This is a genomic window from Qipengyuania aquimaris (assembly GCF_009827445.1).
GTDB classification, from domain to species: Bacteria; Pseudomonadota; Alphaproteobacteria; order Sphingomonadales; family Sphingomonadaceae; genus Qipengyuania; species Qipengyuania aquimaris.
On record NZ_WTYI01000001.1, the window covers coordinates 2069023 to 2086083 of the forward strand.

The 17061-nt window shown below is 63.7% G+C and carries 19 protein-coding genes; 10 read left to right on the forward strand and 9 right to left on the reverse strand.

Annotation, left to right across the window (positions count from 1 at the left end):
- The first annotated feature begins 95 nt into the window (after positions 1-95).
- On the forward strand, positions 96-1286 hold the full coding sequence (locus GRI34_RS10090; protein ID WP_160595812.1) for a S8 family serine peptidase: 1191 nt from the start codon (positions 96-98) through the stop codon (positions 1284-1286).
- Between the two features lie 9 nt (positions 1287-1295).
- Here GRI34_RS10090 and GRI34_RS10095 read toward each other — a convergent pair whose 3' ends face one another.
- Together GRI34_RS10095 and GRI34_RS10100 are read right to left on the reverse strand one after the other, a co-directional pair.
- Positions 1296-1619, reverse strand: a complete 324-nt coding sequence (locus GRI34_RS10095) for a TraR/DksA C4-type zinc finger protein (protein WP_160595813.1) — start codon at positions 1617-1619, stop codon at positions 1296-1298.
- 163 nt (positions 1620-1782) lie between these two features.
- Complete coding sequence (locus GRI34_RS10100) at positions 1783-2469, reverse strand: uracil-DNA glycosylase (protein WP_160596487.1); 687 nt, start codon at positions 2467-2469, stop codon at positions 1783-1785.
- Positions 2470-2549: 80 nt separating this feature from the next.
- Here GRI34_RS10100 and GRI34_RS10105 point away from each other — a divergent pair, with 80 nt between their 5' ends.
- Genes GRI34_RS10105 through GRI34_RS10120 form a run of 4 tightly spaced genes read left to right on the forward strand, consistent with a single transcriptional unit; the run spans position 2550 to position 5556 of the window.
- The gene (locus GRI34_RS10105) at positions 2550-3167 is read left to right on the forward strand and encodes a ribonuclease D (protein WP_160595814.1); all 618 of its coding nucleotides are present in this window, start codon (positions 2550-2552) and stop codon (positions 3165-3167) included.
- 24 nt (positions 3168-3191) lie between these two features.
- On the forward strand, positions 3192-3863 hold the full coding sequence (gene lptC / locus GRI34_RS10110) for an LPS export ABC transporter periplasmic protein LptC (protein WP_160595815.1): 672 nt from the start codon (positions 3192-3194) through the stop codon (positions 3861-3863).
- Complete coding sequence (locus tag GRI34_RS10115) at positions 3863-4414, forward strand: LptA/OstA family protein (protein WP_160595816.1); 552 nt, start codon at positions 3863-3865, stop codon at positions 4412-4414. The genes lptC and GRI34_RS10115 overlap by 1 nt, the downstream gene beginning before the upstream one ends.
- Positions 4414-5556 (forward strand): nucleotidyltransferase domain-containing protein, encoded by a 1143-nt coding sequence (locus tag GRI34_RS10120; protein ID WP_160595817.1) that lies wholly within the window; start codon positions 4414-4416, stop codon positions 5554-5556. Before GRI34_RS10115 ends, GRI34_RS10120 begins: the two co-directional genes overlap by 1 nt.
- Here the strand turns inward: GRI34_RS10120 and holA are convergent.
- Genes holA through leuS form a run of 3 tightly spaced genes read right to left on the reverse strand, consistent with a single transcriptional unit; the run spans position 5553 to position 9602 of the window.
- Complete coding sequence (gene holA / locus GRI34_RS10125) at positions 5553-6590, reverse strand: DNA polymerase III subunit delta (protein ID WP_160595818.1); 1038 nt, start codon at positions 6588-6590, stop codon at positions 5553-5555. The genes GRI34_RS10120 and holA overlap by 4 nt on opposite strands.
- Before the next feature lie 13 nt (positions 6591-6603).
- On the reverse strand, positions 6604-7089 hold the full coding sequence (gene lptE, locus GRI34_RS10130) for an LPS assembly lipoprotein LptE (RefSeq protein ID WP_090476824.1): 486 nt from the start codon (positions 7087-7089) through the stop codon (positions 6604-6606).
- The gene (gene leuS, locus GRI34_RS10135) at positions 7089-9602 is read right to left on the reverse strand and encodes a leucine--tRNA ligase (protein ID WP_160595819.1); all 2514 of its coding nucleotides are present in this window, start codon (positions 9600-9602) and stop codon (positions 7089-7091) included. Before leuS ends, lptE begins: the two co-directional genes overlap by 1 nt.
- Positions 9603-9752: 150 nt before the next feature.
- On the opposite strand from leuS, the gene GRI34_RS10140 reads away from it, so the two are divergent.
- The gene (locus GRI34_RS10140; RefSeq protein WP_160595820.1) at positions 9753-9935 is read left to right on the forward strand and encodes a hypothetical protein; all 183 of its coding nucleotides are present in this window, start codon (positions 9753-9755) and stop codon (positions 9933-9935) included.
- A gap of 10 nt (positions 9936-9945) precedes the next feature.
- Here GRI34_RS10140 and GRI34_RS10145 read toward each other — a convergent pair whose 3' ends face one another.
- Positions 9946-10395, reverse strand: a complete 450-nt coding sequence (locus tag GRI34_RS10145; protein ID WP_160595821.1) for a DUF3576 domain-containing protein — start codon at positions 10393-10395, stop codon at positions 9946-9948.
- Between the two features lie 312 nt (positions 10396-10707).
- Here GRI34_RS10145 and GRI34_RS10150 point away from each other — a divergent pair, with 312 nt between their 5' ends.
- From GRI34_RS10150 to GRI34_RS10160, 3 genes are all read left to right on the forward strand, one after another.
- Positions 10708-11466 (forward strand): hypothetical protein, encoded by a 759-nt coding sequence (locus GRI34_RS10150; protein WP_160595822.1) that lies wholly within the window; start codon positions 10708-10710, stop codon positions 11464-11466.
- Between the two features lie 129 nt (positions 11467-11595).
- Positions 11596-12321 carry an acetoacetyl-CoA reductase gene (phbB, locus tag GRI34_RS10155; RefSeq protein WP_160595823.1) on the forward strand — a complete coding sequence of 242 codons (726 nt, stop codon included), beginning with the start codon at positions 11596-11598 and terminating at the stop codon, positions 12319-12321.
- Positions 12322-12351: 30 nt separating this feature from the next.
- Positions 12352-12705 carry a ribbon-helix-helix domain-containing protein gene (locus GRI34_RS10160; RefSeq protein WP_407692131.1) on the forward strand — a complete coding sequence of 118 codons (354 nt, stop codon included), beginning with the start codon at positions 12352-12354 and terminating at the stop codon, positions 12703-12705.
- Here GRI34_RS10160 and GRI34_RS10165 read toward each other — a convergent pair whose 3' ends face one another.
- Both GRI34_RS10165 and murA read right to left on the reverse strand, forming a co-directional pair.
- Complete coding sequence (locus tag GRI34_RS10165; protein ID WP_199800146.1) at positions 12706-12933, reverse strand: hypothetical protein; 228 nt, start codon at positions 12931-12933, stop codon at positions 12706-12708.
- Between the two features lie 71 nt (positions 12934-13004).
- Positions 13005-14288, reverse strand: coding sequence for a UDP-N-acetylglucosamine 1-carboxyvinyltransferase (gene murA, locus GRI34_RS10170; RefSeq protein WP_160595824.1), 1284 nt, complete (start codon positions 14286-14288; stop codon positions 13005-13007).
- A gap of 124 nt (positions 14289-14412) precedes the next feature.
- On the opposite strand from murA, the gene galU reads away from it, so the two are divergent.
- Entirely contained in the window at positions 14413-15291 is an 879-nt protein-coding gene (gene galU, locus GRI34_RS10175) for a UTP--glucose-1-phosphate uridylyltransferase GalU (RefSeq protein WP_160595825.1), read from the forward strand.
- A 76-nt stretch (positions 15292-15367) separates the two neighbouring features.
- Here the strand turns inward: galU and GRI34_RS10180 are convergent, their stop codons facing one another.
- A complete protein-coding gene (locus tag GRI34_RS10180) occupies positions 15368-17056 on the reverse strand; it encodes a M28 family metallopeptidase (RefSeq protein ID WP_160595826.1) in 1689 nt (562 codons plus the stop codon).
- Positions 17057-17061 lie beyond the last annotated feature (5 nt).

Sequence of the window (17061 nt, forward strand, 5' to 3'; positions counted from 1 at the left end):
CCGATTCGACGCGGGAGCCGGAATGGAGTAAGTTGACCGCTCGCTAGAACAGAATAACGCACGCATCGCGGGTCGCTTGGAGAAGGGGATCTTCGATGAGCACACGCATATGCGCAGCCTTTTTGGGCGCATCGTTCCTGATGGCACCAGCGGCCCTGGCGCAATCGGTCGGCGACCCGGTACCCGACACTTTCATCTGCACTCTTGTGAATGGACCGGTAAGCGCGACTTACGAAGCCAACCGCGCGGCAAACGAGGCCGACGGACGTGTGCTTCACACCTATTCCCGCATTTTCAACGGTTTCGCCCTGCGGGTATCCGACAAGGCTATAGACACGCTCGTCGAACGCAACCCGACGATCACGGGGTGTTCGCAGGCGGTCTATGTCGGCCTGCCCGACGCCGGAGCAGCCGCCCGCGGCGCGCCCAAGCCCGATGGCGGCGGTGGGAAACCCGATAAAGGCGGGGGCGGGGGCGGGAAGCCCGGCGGTAGCGGCGGCAGCGACCAGACCGTTCCATGGGGCGTGGCCCGAGTCGGCACCGGCACGCCCAACGGCAATGTCGCGTGGGTCGTCGACACGGGAGTGGACGTCGACAATCCCGATCTCAACCTTGTCGGCAGCGCCGAATTCCTCACCGCAGAAACCTTCGGCGGCAATGCAAATTCCGTCGACGACCTCAATGGGCATGGCACCCATGTCGCCGGCACGATCGCCGCGATCGACAACACGATCGGCGTCGTGGGCGTGGCGCCAGGAGCGCCGGTTTATTCCGTTCGCGTGCTCGATTCCCTTGGCGTGGCACCGGATAGCGATGTCGCTGCGGGCCTCGATTTCGTGGCCGCAAACGCATCGGCTGGCGATGTCGTCAACCTGAGCCTCACGGCGGACCAGGGATCGACCATTCTCGATGCCGGGGTACAGGCCCTGGCCGACGGGGGCGTGTTCGTTGTGATGGCCGCGGGAAACAGCGGCGTGAACGTCGACACCGGCTCAGTATCGCCTGCCTATAACAACGGACCGAACCTCTTCACCGTGTCCTCCATCGACAAGCGCAGCAACCTTGCGTCCTTCTCGAATTACGGAGCGTCGGTTGATTACGCAGAGCCGGGAGTGCGGATACTCTCCCTCGCTCCGGGCGGCGGAACGACCAATAAGGACGGCACATCCATGGCCGCTCCCCACCTCAGCGGCATCCTGCTGGTGACCGGTGGCAGTGTCGGGGCAGACGGTCAGGTCAAGCGAGACAAGGACGGCACCGCCGAAGACGTCGGCGTTCTGCCCTGACCGCCTGCTTCAGGCACATTCGACACAGCGCGCGACACTGGGGTCGTGCGCCAGTCGCTTTTCCGCGATTTCATTGCCGCAGGCAGTGCACCAGCCCCATTCGCCTTCGTCCAGCCGCTCGAGGGCAGCTGCGATCCGGGCACGCTCGGCAACCCGGCGCCGCGCGGTTGCCTGCGCCATCGCCTGCTGCTGCATCGCATCCATCCGGCTCAACCGGCCCACGCTGTCCTGTTGCAGTTCGACCGTATCGCGCGAATCCGTATTGGCCGCATCCTGCGCGTCCAGCGCCTCGCGGCGTGCAATCAGTTTTATGCGTGCCTCGGCCTCGGTCATTTCCTACTCCCATTGCGCAGGGTAAGCGTAGCGGCGAGGTCTTTCAAATCGTCGATCAGGGCGGATTCTTTCCGTCGCGCTGTCAACCGGGCTTTCGGCTCGTTTGTCTTTGATTATCAGTGGCTAGCGTGGAAATTCATTGGGCGACACAGTGTCAACTTCGTCACCCGCCGAGCCGCCAGTCCACAGCTCCGCGGCCGTGCTCTTCCAGGAAGGCATTCGTCCGGCTGAAGGGTTTCGAGCCGAAGAACCCGCGATAGGCGGACAACGGACTGGGATGCGGGCTGGCGATGACGTGATGCGGCCCGCCATTCAGCGCGCCGACGCGCTTCGCCTTGGCCTGCGCGTGGCTGCCCCACAGGATGAAGACCGAAGGCTCGTCGCGCGCGGCGACGGCCGCCACGCAGGCATCGGTGACAGCGTCCCAGCCTCGTCCGGCATGGCTACCCGCCTGCCCCGCTTCGACCGTCAGCGTGTTGTTGAGCAGCAGCACGCCCTGCCGCGCCCACGGCGTCAGGTCGCCATGGCCCGGCGGCGCGATGCCGCAATCGGCCTCCAGCTCCTTGTAGATATTGGCTAGGCTGGGCGGGACCTTCACGCCTTCGGGCACGGAGAAACTGAGGCCCATCGCCTGCCCCGGCCCGTGATAGGGATCCTGCCCGAGGATCACGACCTTCACGGCATCCAGCGGGGTGAGTTCGAGTGCCTTCAACCGGCTGCCGCGCGGCGGGTAGACGGTCTTGCCGGCATCCTCCTCTGCCCGCAGCCAGCCGCCGAGACGGCGCGCCTCCTCGCTGCCCAGCACAGGGTCGAGGACCGGCTTCCAGCTATCGGGCACGCTCTCGCTCATCCGCGGCACTCTGGCCCCGCTTCGGTTGGCAAACCAGTGACCCCTTCCCTACAATCCCCAATCGGCCTAAGGCGCGGGGCATGGCAGTTCACTTTCACGAAGAAGACCTCCCCGAAGGCGTGCTCGCAGATGGCCCGGTGGCCGTCGATACCGAGACCATGGGGCTCATCACCATCCGCGACCGGTTGTGCGTCGTCCAGATCAGCGACGGCAAGGGCGACGAGCACCTCGTGCGCTTTGGCCCCGATAGCACATACGATGCGCCGAACCTGAAGGCTGTCCTTGCAGACCCGGACCGCCTCAAGCTGTTCCACTTCGCGCGCTTCGACCTCGCCGCGATCGAATACTATCTCGGGGTCACCGCAGCGCCCTGCTATTGCACCAAGATCGCCAGCAAGCTGGTGCGCACCTATACCGATCGCCACGGCCTGAAGAACCTGGTCGAGGAACTGCTTGGCGAAAACATTTCCAAGGCGCAGCAGAGCAGCGACTGGGGCGGGCCCGTCCTCAACGATGCTCAGCGCGAATACGCCGCCAGCGACGTGCGCTTCCTCCACCGCATGCGTGAGGAACTGAACAAGCGCCTCGAACGCGAAGGCCGGATGGAACTGGCACAGGCCTGTTTCGATTTCCTTCCTGCACGCGCCCATCTCGACATTCTCGGCTGGGCCGACCACGACATCTTCAGCCACGCGTAAGGGCTAGGCAGGCAGCAGGACCCCATGATACGTCGCCGCAAGCGCAGGATCGAAACGCCAGAAGCGCAGCAGCTCCGCTCGCGCCGCCAGCATTTCGCCGCGCCCGGGGGCAGTCACGACAAGCTGGTCCACTTCCTCGCACGCGCCCTGCCGATGGGCGTCGGCGTCCTCGCGGCACTGATGGTCATCACCCCGCTCAGCCCACGCGGCGAAATCAGCTTCCTGCTCGATCGCAACGAGGTCGCAGTGATCCAAGAACGCCTGCGCGTCGACAATGCCCTTTATCGCGGCACTGATGCCCAGGGGCGCCCGTTCTCGCTGACGGCAGATGAAGCCGTCCAGCGCTCGAGCGCGGAAGGTATCGTGCGGATGCGCGATATCGTCGCCCGCCTGCTGATGACGGAAGGCCCCGCGCGGATCAGCGCGGAAGGCGGCCAGTACGATATCGATGCCGAGCGGATCGATGTGACCGGGACCATGCGCATGGAGGCCGCCGACGGCTATCGCATGCGCGCCAGCGGCGTCTCCGTCGAACTCGACACCAAGACGGTGACCGGCGCGGGCGGCGTCGAAGGCGCAGTGCCTGCCGGCACATTCAGCGCCAACCGCCTCGATGCCGATCTAGCGGCAAGGACTGTAACCCTATCGGGCGAAGCGCGCTTGCGCATGGAACCCGGAAAGCTGAGAATGCCATGATGAAGCAGCACCTGCCCGCCATGACCAAATCGCTCCTCGCCGGATTCGCGCTTACCTGCGCCGCGCTGGGCGGGATGCAGCTTAACGCGCAGGCCATCGCCAGCCACAATTCGAACGCGCCGGTGTCCTTCGATGCCGGGCGGATCGAATTGCAGGACCGGCAGGACCGCGTGGTCCTTTCAGGTGCAGTGCGCATCACGCAAGCCGGCTTGACGCTGAACGCAGCGCGCACCGTCGTCGATTACAGCGATGCCGGAACGCTGGAGATCCAGCGCATCCTGGCCACCGGCGGCGTGACCGTGTCGCGCGGCAATGAGCGCGCGAGCGGTGATACGGCGGTTTATGATTTCAACCGCCGGATCATCACCATGGCCGGCAATGTCAGCCTCAATCGCGGGACCGATCGCCTGAATGGCGGACGTCTGGTGATCGATTTGGCGAGCGGCGTGTCGAGCGTCGATGGCCGTGCAAGCGGGTCTTCCTCGGTGACGGGGGACACCCAGCAATCGGGCGGCCGCGTCACGGGCACTTTCTCCGTCCCGCAAGACTGATGCGCCGCGCCCTGCTGGCGCTGACAGGACATCGCTCCGGCGAAATAGGAGCGCTGAGCGAGAGGCAGTGGCACTCGCTCGACCGGCTCGCATCGGGCCATCGCTTGCAGCCGCATTTGCACGGCAAGCTGGTGCGCAAGGAAATCGAGGCGGAGGTGCCCGCCGCCGTCGCGCAAGGCTGGCAGGAGGCGCATCGCTTCAACGCACTCGACCAGCTCGTGCAAAGGCGGGCGCTGGCGCAGGTCGCTGAGACGTTGGGCGAACGCGGCATCGCGGCCGTCGCGCTCAAGGGGGCGGCGCTCGCGTGGAGCGTCTGGCCCTCACCTGCAGAGCGGGTCATGCGCGATATCGATTTGCTGGTCCCGCAAGCTCAGGCGACGCAGGCCTATCGGGCGCTTCGCGAGGCAGGATGGCAGGCACCGCAGGCGGACGGCGGATTGCTGGACCAAATGGCCCGCGAGGAAACGCACTTGCCCCCGCTGCTCTCTCCGGACGGGGTGATGTGCGAAGTGCACGCCCACGCCTGGGCCAGCGCGCCGCTTGGCAGTGTGACGATGCCGCCTTGCGATGACGCTGGTATCCTCGCGCGTGCCGTTTGGGACGATACGCTCGGCATGCTGTTGCCCGGCGACGAGGACATGCTCGTCCACCTGGTGGTCCACTGCGCAGTGTCCCACCTGTTCAATGTCGGGCCGCTCGGACTGATAGATATCGACCTTTTCGTTGGCGAACGGGAGATCGACTGGGCTGCGTTCTGGCAGCGCGCGCAAGGTGAGGGATTCGCGCGGCCGGCAGCGCTGGTCTTTGCCCTGATAGACCGGTGGGTGCGACCTGGCTTTCAGGAGAACGCCAGCTGTCCGATCCGCGCCGACGCCGCGCTGCTCGACCAGGTCGAGGACCTGCTTGTCCAAGATCCCGATGCGCGGAAGGACATCAACGCGATTGCCGGGCTGGCAAACGGAGAACGAGGTACGCGCCTGAAGGAAGCACCGCTCGACCAGGCGGAGGGCTCGACAGGATTCCGGCGTCTCGGGCGCCTCGCAACTCGCGGCGCATCATTGGCAGGCACCCTGGTGAACAGGCAGAGCAGGAACGACGGGCTCGCGACGGCCGAACTGGCCCGCTGGCTGTCCTCAGACTAGCGCCGCGCGGCGAGCCGGGCGAGGTTCGTGAGGCCCTGGGCGAGCAACAGCTCCGCCGCCTGGCTGTTGGACAGGAGGTCGCGGTGCAGCTTGGTCAGGCCGTTGGTCAGGCGGTCGAGCTTGGGCCCGCGCCAACGATTGACCTGGTCGGCGATATCGCGCTCTTCCTTCCAGAAGATGCCGAGCCTCGCCTTCTGGCCCTTGTCGAGATCCTGGTACCGGCGATTGCCGAGCGCCGCCGAAATGCGTGCGAGTTGTGCGGCGCGGCGTTCGATGGCGAGCAAGGTGCCGACCGGATTGAGGCCGACCTGCTTCATCCGCGCGATCTCGCCGCCCACCTTGCCGGTCTGGCCGCCGAGAACCGCATTGACGAGGCTGGCGAAGCCGTCCTCCTCGCTGGCCGCGCCGATGGCGTCGAGATGCTCCATCGTGCCCGGCCGCGGCGATTGCGCGGTGGCATCGAGATAGGTCGCCAGCTTGGTGACCTCGCTCTGCGCGAGCCGCACGTCGAGATTGGCCCCGCGCGCAATCCGCTCGGCCACCGCCTGGTCGAGGCGCACGCCCGCAGCATCTCCCATGGCCCGCACGGACTGCGTGACCGAGCGCAAATCGGGCGGATAGAACATCGCGACGACCGCATCCTTGCGCTTCTCGAGCAGCTTCGCCGTGCGCGATTTATCTGTGGCCGAAGTCGCGACGACGATGACCGGGCACGCTTCGCCCGCGCCCATCTCGCCCGTCTTGATCAGCGTTTCGAGCGCGGCATGCGCTTCGTCGCCGGCGACCCGGGACCAGATATGCCGCGTGTCTCCGAAGAGGGAGGAAGAGCGCGCCTCGTCGCCCAGTCTGGCGGGATCGGCGCGAAGCTCCGCGCCGGGGATCTCCACCCGCTCTCCGGCATCGGGCAGGGCTGCAACAAGCTCACGCGCAGCGGCGCTGGCACCCGCTTCATCCTGGCCGCAGAAGAAGAAGATGGAGCAGTCCTTCGCGAGGCCCTGCAGCTTCGCAGCGAATTCGTTGCCCCTGACCTTCACGCCTCGCTCGCCCTCACTGCTCGCGCAGCGTCAGCGCCACGCGGGTCACGATCCTGTCCGCGATTTCACGGGCGAGGTTTTCCAGCGCCGTCTGCTCCGCCGCGATGGTGGCGTATTCGCTGGACACGACATCGATCCCGGCATCGGCGCCTTCCGTGGCATCGAGCAGGATCTCGCCGGTCGACGCATCCACCAGTTGGTAGCGAGCACGCAGGGTCCGCCGCTCCCGGCTGACCGTGTCGTCGGCCAGAATGCCGAGCGCTTCGAGATTGTCGTCGAGACGAACGTCGAGACGATATTGCGGTGCTGAATTGCCCGCCGCACCAAGCCGGTCGTTCAACTCGCCGCGAACCAGCCATCCGGCCCGCCCGGCGATCGGCGGAACGTCCACGGCCGCCAGTCCCTGCGCGACCGCCCCGCTGCCACCGCCTGCATACATGGGCGACAGGTTGCAGGCCGCGAGCGCGAAACAGGCGAGAAGGCTGAAGACGAAACGCATCACGTAACGATATTCACCAATCTGTCGGGCACGACAATGACCTTGCGCACTTCTGCACCGTCGAGCGAGCGCTGGACCCTTTCGGATGCCAGCGCCATCGCTTCGAGGTCTTCCTTCGAGGTACCCTTGGGCGCGGTCAGCGTATCGCGCAGCTTGCCCTTGTGCTGGACGGCGATGGTTACCTCGTCTTCGACCAGCAATGCCGGATCGACTTCGGGCCACGCAGCGTCTGCCACCATTCCGCTCTCGCCGAGACCGGCCCATGCCTCTTCCGCCAAGTGCGGCATCATCGGCGCGACCAGCTGCACAAGGGAGCGGATCGCATGGCTGCGGCTTGCCGAGGGAGCGGCTTTCTCGACCGCTCCGGTCAGCTCGTAAATGCGGGCCACGGCCTTGTTGAAGCCGAGCGCCTCGATGTCTTCGGCAACAGCGGCGATAGTCTGGTGCGTCTTGCGGGCAAGCGCCTTGTCCTCGCCGTCGGCGCCTGCGTCATAGGCAGCGAACAGGCGCCACAACCGGTGAACGAAGCGGCTGCAGCCCTCGATGCCCGCTTCGGACCACGGCAGGTCGCGTTCGGGCGGGCTGTCGGACAGCATGAACCAGCGCACCGCGTCGGCACCGTAAGTGTCGATGATCGTGTCGGGGTCGACGACGTTCTTCTTCGACTTAGACATCTTGATGACGCGGCCGATCTCGACCTCGCCGCCATCCTCGAGCAAGAGCGCACGCTCGGCTTCGCGGCTGATCTCGTCGGGCGCATAATAGACCGTCTTGCCGCCGGACTTGCGGCTGTAGGTTTCGTGCGTGACCATGCCTTGCGTGAAGAGCGAGGCGAACGGCTCCTTCACGTCGATCTGGCCCATGTGTGCCAGCGCGCGGGTCCAGAAGCGGGCGTAGAGCAAGTGCAGGATCGCGTGCTCGATGCCGCCGATATACTGTTCGACCGGCAGCCACTTGGCGACCTCCTCGGGGTCGAAGGGCCGGTCGTTGGGCTGGCTCGCGAAGCGCAGGAAATACCAGGAGCTATCGACGAAAGTGTCGAGCGTGTCGGTCTCCCGCTCCGCCTTGCCGCCGCACTTGGGGCAGTCGACATGTTTCCACGTCGCGTGGCGCAACAGCGGATTGCCGGGCGTCTGGAAATCGACGTCCTCCGGCAGCGTGATCGGCAGGCTGTCCTTGGGCGCAGGGACCACGCCGCAGCTCTCGCAGTGGATGAAGGGAATGGGGGTGCCCCAGTAGCGCTGGCGCGAAACGCCCCAGTCGCGCAGGCGCCAGACGGTCTTGCCCTGGCCACGGCCCTGTTCTTCGATGCGACGGATGATTTCGCGCTTGGCTGTCTCCACATCCATGCCGTCGAGGAAATCCGAATTGACGATCACGCCGTCGCCCGCCTCGGCCTCACCGTCGAAACCCTTGCCCGCCTCTTCCACGCTCGAAGCGACGACGCGCGGGATCGGCAGGCCGTATTTGGTCGCGAATTCGAAGTCGCGCTGGTCGTGGCCCGGCACAGCCATGATGGCGCCGGTGCCATAGTCCATCAGCACGAAGTTCGCGATGAAAACCGGCAGGTCCGCGCCGGTGAACGGATGCTTCGCGGTGATGCCGGTGTCGAAGCCGAGCTTCTCAGCGGTTTCGAGTTCGGCAGCGGTGGTGCCGCCCTTTTTGCACTCGGCGATGAAGGCACGCGCCTCGTCACTGTCGATAGCCTGCGCGACCGGATGATCGGCGGCAACCGCAACGAAGCTCGCCCCGAAGATCGTGTCGGGACGCGTCGTGTAGACCGGCAGCTTCTCGCCATTCGACAGGTCGAAGCTGAATTCGAGGCCCTTCGATTTGCCGATCCAGTTTTCCTGCATCAGCCGGACCTTGTCGGGCCAGTTCTCGAGACTGCCGAGACCTTCGAGCAATTCCTCGGCGAAGTCGGTAATCTTGAGGAACCACTGGTTGAGCTTGCGCTTCTCGACTTCCGCGCCGCTGCGCCAGCCCTTGCCGTCGATCACCTGCTCGTTGGCCAGCACGGTCATGTCGACCGGGTCCCAGTTGACTTCGCTTTCCTTGCGATAGACGAGGCCCGCTTCGTACAGGTCGATGAAGAGCGCCTGTTCGTGGCCGTAATAATCGGGCTCGCAGGTCGCCAGCTCGCGGCTCCAGTCGAGCGCGAAGCCGAGGCGCTTCAACTGCGCCTTCATGTGTTCGATGTTGTCGCGGGTCCAGCCGCCCGGATGGACGCCCTTCTCCATCGCGGCGTTTTCCGCCGGCATGCCGAAGGCGTCCCAGCCCATCGGGTGGAGGACTTCGTGCCCTGTCGCCTTCTTGTAGCGCGCCAGCACGTCGCCCATCGTATAATTGCGCACGTGGCCGATGTGGATGCGCCCGCTGGGATAGGGGAACATCTCGAGCACGTAGCTCTTGGGCTTGTCGGAATTGCTATCCGCGCGGAAGGTCTGCGCGTCTTCCCATGCTGCTTGCCAGCGCGGGTCGGCGGACGAAGGATCGAAACGGGTATCGCTCATGCCGGACCTGTTAGGGAAATTGGTCGCGAATGGAAGAGGGGGAGTGCTTCGGCGCACCGCATCAACCACGCATTCTTACGCAGGGCGCGTGGAAGACGCTGGAACGATTGCGTCACTATCGATCGGGGTCCTTCAGAAAGGACCGAAACGATGAAGAAGACAGCAATGCTCCTTACGAGCCTCGCCCTCTTGCAAAGCCAGCCAGTTTTCGCAGGGAGACCCGACTTTCCCGCCTATCACGACCAGAAAGATTCACCCTTCGATTGGTGCGCGTGGTTTACTGTGCAGGGACTGAACACGCCCTACCGTATTTTCTGCGTCGAAAGGGCCTGATCGGCCGAAGTTAGTCGGCGATAGCCTGGCGGCGCAGTTCGCGCGCCTTGGTGAGGATGATATCTTCCAGCTTCTGGACCGTGGCGGCCTGAACCGGAGCATCGACCCAGCCACCCGACTGGGCGACCTGGCGGCTGGCAGCGACGCGCAGAGCATCGGCACGCAGGTCACGATCAAGGATGGTCACGGTCATCTTGACGCGCTCGCCGGGATTGTTCGGGTTGGCGTACCAGTCGGTGACGATCACGCCGCCGCTGCTGTCGGCCTGGAGCAGCGGGGCAAAGCTGACCGCTTCGAGCGATGCGCGCCACAGATACGAGTTGACGCCGATGGTCGACACCTGCGCGGCGGCGAGGTCGGCACGAGGACGTTCACCCTTGCTGCAAGCGCCCAGCGCCAGTGTGGCGACCGCGAGGCCGGCAATGGCTGCGGGACGACGGATGGAGCGGGTGAAAGTCATGAACGATCCTTGGGTCAAAAAAGTTAGTCCGGCTCTATAGTGCCTGCTCGCGCTCGGGCAAGCGCCAGCTTGGCCGCATAGACGTCGAAGGCGCGTGAATACCGTCTGAATTGAATGGTATTTGTGGAGGCTATGCAACACTCCAGCATCATGTCGGGACGCCCTTGTGGAAAAGCTGGCCTTGGCCATGGGCTAGGCGTAGTCTCATTCATCCGGGCCGAGTCGCATTGCGGCGATATTGCGTTCGGGAACAGTTAAGCGGGTCTCGTCTTTAAAGACTGACACACCCGCAACGGAGAGGACATCGGCCTGATGGGCACGCAACGAAACAGCAAAGGCAAGGATCGGTTCGCGCCGGTCGTGCTGGCGGCTGCCGTTTGCGCACTTGCCCTTCCCGGTGCTGGCCTCGCCGTCGTGTCGAGCGCGCCCGAAGCCGCTCCGGAAACGATGGAATTCCTGCCATTTACACCTGCAGGCGTCGATCCGGAACTGGCGGCTCGCGTTGCTGCAGTGATCGGTGAAGACGCGCTGAGGTTCACTCCGGCAACCAAGCCTCGCCTGGCGAGCCAGCGCACAGTGAATTTCGCGGTTCGGGTCGACAAGGATATCGCGGCATCCATTTCCGGCCGCGCACCGGGCGACAAGCTCGCCAGTGCCAACCCGATCGAAAGCGTGCTGCCCGTGACGCCGACTCGCTACAATCTCGGCGTAGCGCGCGGTTACCAAAGCTTTGCCCAGCCGACGCGCTCTGCAGCTGCCGTGCCGTCTGGTATTCGTGACATCGCAATGCCTGATCTTTCGTCCTATCGCGAAAACACGGATCGCGATGAACCGAGCCGGTTCCAGTCACGTATCGAGCTTGGCCAGAATGATCGTGCAGGCTCTTCGCCATTGACTATCGAAGGCTCCGGGTCGCAGCAACTTGATCTCGGCGGTTCCTACAGCCTGAGCCGCAACCTCGACGTGACCGCCGGTGTCCGCCTCAAGCAGGAGCGTGACCGCCTTGCTCCGCTTACCAATGGCGTAGAAGACGACCAGGCCGTCTACGTGGGCACGCAAATCCGCTTCTAGGCGGACAAAACACCTCATTATCCAACGAATACGATTTCGGCCTTCCCCGAAGGTCTGATTGCCTTTGCGCCGTAATGTATCCATGCCTAGGAATAGGCAAAACGCTACGGAATGCTTGGGAGAATCACTATGGGACGAGTTGCAATCGTAACTGGCGGCACGCGCGGTATCGGTCGGGCTATCTGCGAAAGACTGCGCGACGAACGTGATTGTACCGTCATCGCCAATTACGCCGGCAATGACGAGGCGGCTCGGAAATTCACCGAAGAAACCGCTATCCCCACCGCAAAGTTCGACGTCGGCAATTTCGACGCAGTGCAGGAAGCTTGCGGGAAAGTCGCCGAAGAGCACGGCCCCATCGACATCGTGGTCAACAATGCGGGCATCACGCGCGACGGCACGCTGCTGAAAATGAGCTATGACGATTGGGACGCCGTTATGCGCACCAACCTGGGCGGCTGCTTCAATATGGCAAAGGCTGCATTCCCGGGCATGAAGGAACGCGGCTGGGGCCGCATCGTCAACATCGGCTCGATCAACGGCCAGGCCGGACAGTATGGTCAGGTCAATTACGCTGCGGCCAAGAGCGGCATTCACGGCTTTACCAAGGCTCTCGCCCAAGAAGGCGCGCGCTTCGGCATCACCGTCAATGCGATCGCACCGGGCTATATCGATACCGATATGGTCGCCGCCGTACCCGAACCTGTGCTTGAGAAGATCGTCGCGAAGATTCCGGTCGGGCGGCTTGGCAAGGCCAGCGAAATCGCCCGGGGCGTAAGCTTCCTATGCTCTGAACACGCCGAATTCGTTACCGGCTCGACCATGAGCATCAATGGCGGCCAGCATATGTACTGATTGCGATCCGGATAAAGGCCGCACACCTGCATGATCGGTCCAGTTCGAAAGAACTGGCACCAATGCCGTCTGCTGTTATATCAGCGACTTATGCAAACCCCCTACCATCCGCCAAAGAAGTACTCGATCCGGATTGAAGGGCATCGAACCTCGGTCAGCCTGGAACCGGTGTTCTGGGATTTGCTACGCCATGCAGCTGCAAGACGCGGTCTTGCAGTGAACACTCTCGTTGCCAGTATCGATGCGGAGCGGATCCGCAGTGAAACGCCACCTGGCCTGGCCGGAGCCATAAGAATCTGGCTCGCCACCCACGAATTGAGCGTCCAAACGAGCGAGGGCGGCGGGATGTCTCCCACCGCCCTGCAAAGCGATCAATCTGGCTGATCAGTATTTCGCGGTAGCGTCACTGGCCGGGTAGGTTTCGTCGAGCGCTTCATCGGTCGAACTCATCGTATCGCCCTTCGAAGCAGTCGCTTCCGAACCGGCATTGCGAAACGCGCCTTCGGGCTGACCGTCCGCAAATGCGACGCCGTTGCTGTCGCGCTGGCTCTTTTCGTAATATTTGTACCCGGCATAGCCGAGCGCACCGAGTGCTGCGAGCTTGAGGATCATAATGCTTCCCTTTCGAAAATACCTTCACCCGATCAACGGATGAAATCGCCGAAAGGTCCGCGATCAGGTCCTCAATCGTCGCCGACCCGTTCGATATCCGCGCCGACCAGCTGAAGCTTTTCCTCGAGTCGTTCGTAACCGCGGTCGAGGTGGTAGAGGCGCCGCACCGTGGTCTCGCCCTTCGCGGCCAGGCCTGCAATCACCAGACTCATCGAAGCGCGCAGGTCCGTCGCCATAACTTCGGCGCCGGTCAGCTCTACCGGACCGCGAACGATCGCAGTACGCCCGGTGGTCTCGATATCGGCGCCCATGCGGATGAGTTCGGGAACGTGCATAAAGCGGTTCTCGAAGATCGTTTCCTTGAGCACGCTGGTGCCCTCGGCCTTGCATAGCAGGCTCATCAACTGGGCTTGCATATCGGTCGCGAGGCCGGGGAACGGCGCAGTCGTGAGATTGTGCGCTTTAAGGGGCTGGCTTGCGGCAACGCGCACGCCCTTCTTGTCGGTCTCGATCTCGACACCGATGTTGCGCAGGGCATGGATCGTCGATGCCATATCATCGGCATCGGCGCCTTCGAGAAATACCTCGCCACCGGTGATCGCTGCAGCGCAGGCATAAGACCCCGCCTCGATGCGGTCGGGCATCACGCGATAGGTCGCGCCGTGCAGCTTCTTCACGCCGTGGATGGTCAATTCCGAACTGCCGATACCTTCGATTTCGGCGCCCATGGCGGTGAGCAGGTTGCACAGGTCGACGATTTCCGGCTCGCGCGCGGCATTGATCAGCTTGCTGGTGCCATTGCACAGCACCGCCGTCATCAAGGCGTTTTCCGTGGCGCCCACAGATACGACCGGGAAATCAAACTCGCCACCGGGCAGCCCGCCGTCCGGAGCGACTGCCTTCACATACCCTTGCGCCAATTCGATCTGCGCGCCGAAAGCCTCGAGGGCCTTGAGGTGGAGATCGATCGGGCGGTTACCGATCGCGCAGCCGCCAGGGAGCGACACCGTGGCTTCGCCGGTTCGGGCAAGCAGCGGACCGAGAACGAGGATCGACGCGCGCATCTTGCGAACGAGATCGTAGGGCGCGACCGAGCTGGTGATCCGCATGGCTTCGAGCGTGACGTTGCGGCCGAATTCCTCGGGCCGCTTGCCCGGAATGGTGTGACTGACGCCGAATTGGGTCATCAGATGCTGGAAGCCGTCGATATCGGCAAGCCGCGGCAAATTGCGCAGCGTCACGGCCTCTTCGGTCAGTAGTGCGCAAGGTATCAGGGTAAGCGCAGCATTCTTGGCGCCCGAAATGGGGATAGTCCCCGAAAGGCGATTACCGCCGCGAATGATAAGTTTGTCCATGAGCCCCTGCCATAATCCTCTCGGGGGCTGTGGCAAGCGCCATGCGCTTGGTGCAACCCCCGGATCCTGCTCGCTCAACCGCCGAGCGATTGACCTGTTCCGACCACCAACCTAACTCCGGCGCATGACCCAGCACAAACCCATCAAGAAAGCCGTCTTCCCCGTTGCGGGGCTTGGCACGCGATTTTTGCCCGCCACCAAGGCGATCCCGAAGGAATTGCTCCCGATCGTCGACCGGCCATTGATCCAGTATGCCGTGGACGAAGCGCGGGAGGCCGGGATCGAACAGATCATCTTTGTGACCGGCCGCGGCAAGACGGCGATCGTCGAGCATTTCGACGTGGCCTATGAACTCGAAAGCACGATGGAAGAGCGTGGCAAGGATATGAGCGTGCTCGATCCGACCCGGGCAACGCCGGGCGACATCATCACGGTGCGCCAGCAGGTGCCGCTGGGACTGGGTCACGCGATCTGGTGCGCGCGTGCAATCGTCGGTGACGATCCGTTTGCGATCCTGCTTCCGGACGAACTCATGGTCGGCGAGCCGGGCTGCATGAAGCAGATGGTCGAAGCCTATAACGAGGTTGGCGGCAACCTGATCTCGGTGCTCGAAGTCCCGCAGGACGAGGTGTCGAGTTACGGCGTCATCGCCCCCGGCGCTCAAGTCTCCGATACGCTGACCGAGGTGACGGGACTGGTCGAAAAGCCACCGGTTGCAGAAGCGCCTTCGAACAAGATCATCTCCGGACGCTATATCCTCCAGCCTGAGGTGATGCGGACGCTCGAAAACCAAGGCAAGGGCGCGGGCGGCGAAATCCAGTTGACCGATGCCATGGCGCGCATGATCGGCAACCAACCGTTCCACGCTGTAACCTTCGCCGGCAACCGCTACGATTGCGGAAGCAAGACCGGTTTCGTCGAGGCGACCCTCGCGCTCGCGCTTGAACGCGAAGACATGGGAAGCGAAGTCCGCGCCATCGCCGAGCGCCTGCTCGCGAAGTAGAAAGCGCGCAGTCCAAAAGGAAAGGGCCGGTCCGCCGCTGTGGCAGACCGGCCCTTCCTGTTTGAAGCAACCTTGATCAGCAGCCGGTTTCAGCTGCCGTGCAGGTTTCGTCACGCGTAGCCTTGAACTCGTCGCCCTCGTTCCAGTTCGGCCAGCTCGTGCTCATGCCGAGCATACGGCCAAGGCGGTAGAACAGCTGGAGATCGGCCATCACGCCGGACCAGTCCCAGTTCGGATCGTATTCGTCCTTGGGACCGTGGTAGCGGTTCTCGCGATAGTCGAGCGCCACTGCCGCGCCCGCTTCCGTTCCGCCGTCGACAAGGTCCTCGCCGCCATCGACATAAAGCATCGGCACGCCGCGCTTTGCGAAGGCGAAATGATCGGACCGGTAGTAATAGCCCGCTTCCGGATTGGGGTTGGGCGTCGACACACGGCCATCGGCTTCAAGCGCCGCTTCGAGGAACTGGTCGAGCTGCGATTTGCCCGGCCCGACCACCGTCACGTCCTTGCTCGGTCCGGCAATCAGGAAGGCATCCATATTGATGCCGCCGACCGTCTGGTCGAGCGGGAAGACCGGGTTCGCCGCGTAGTAATCGGCGCCGAGAAGGCCCGATTCCTCTGCCGTAACGGCGAGGAACACCAGCGTGCGGCGCGCAGGTCCGACCTTGGCGTGCGCTTCGGCCAGAGCGACCAGCGCCGCCGTGCCCGTGGCGTTGTCGACTGCGCCATTGCAGATGTCGTCACCGTCGGGCGCTGCGGTACACCGGCCCAGGTGGTCCCAGTGCGCGGTGTGGATGACGTATTCGTCCGGCGCTTCCGTACCGGGAAGGATACCGATCACATTCTGCGATTCGAAAGTGCGGATGTCGTTCGAAAAGCTGGTCGATGCTTCGAGACCCAACGGCACCGCCTTAAAGCCCTCCTTCTTGGCAGCGGCGAACAGCTTGTCGGCATCCTGTCCTGCAGCTTCGAGGATCTGGCGACCCGCCTCGTTCTGCACCCAGCCGTTCATGACGGTGAGCGCAGGCGCATTCTCGCCGCGCTGGGCATAGGCCTGCGGCCCCGACCAGCTGCTTTCGACCACGTTCCAACCATACGAAGCAGGCTCGGTATCGTGGATGATGATCGCTCCGGCAGCGCCCTGGCGGGCAGCTTCTTCATATTTATAGGTCCAGCGGCCGTAATAGGTCATAGCCTTGCCGTTGAAGGGACCCTCCAGGCTTTCGGTACCGAAATCTGGATCGTTGACGAGGATCACGGCGGTCTTGCCGGTCATGTCGACGCCTTCGTAATCGTTCCAGCCACGCTCGGGCGCGTTGACGCCATAGCCCACGAAGACCAGCTCGCTGTCTTCGAGCGTGGTCTGCGCATCTTCGCGATAGGTCACACCGACCCAGTCACTGCCGTACTCAAGCGCGATATCGGTGCCTTCGCCAGAAATCGTCAGCGGCGCGAAGTCCTTGCCGGTAATCTCGACCAGCGGCACTTCTTGCACCCACGAGCCATTGTTGCCCGGCTCCAGACCTGCCGCTGCGAACCGTTCGGTCAGCAGGGCGACGGTCTTTTCCTCGCCAATCGTGCCGGGCATGCGGCCTTCGAATTCGTCGGAGGACAATTGCTCGGTAATGTCCTTCATCGTTTGCTCGGAAATGTCGGTCGCGGCGATATCCGGGATATCGAGCCCTGCGGAAGCCCCTTCTTCGGTGCCGGCGGTACAGGCCGCAAGTAGCAGCGCACCTGCTGCGGTCAGGCTTGTGCGGATCATGGTAA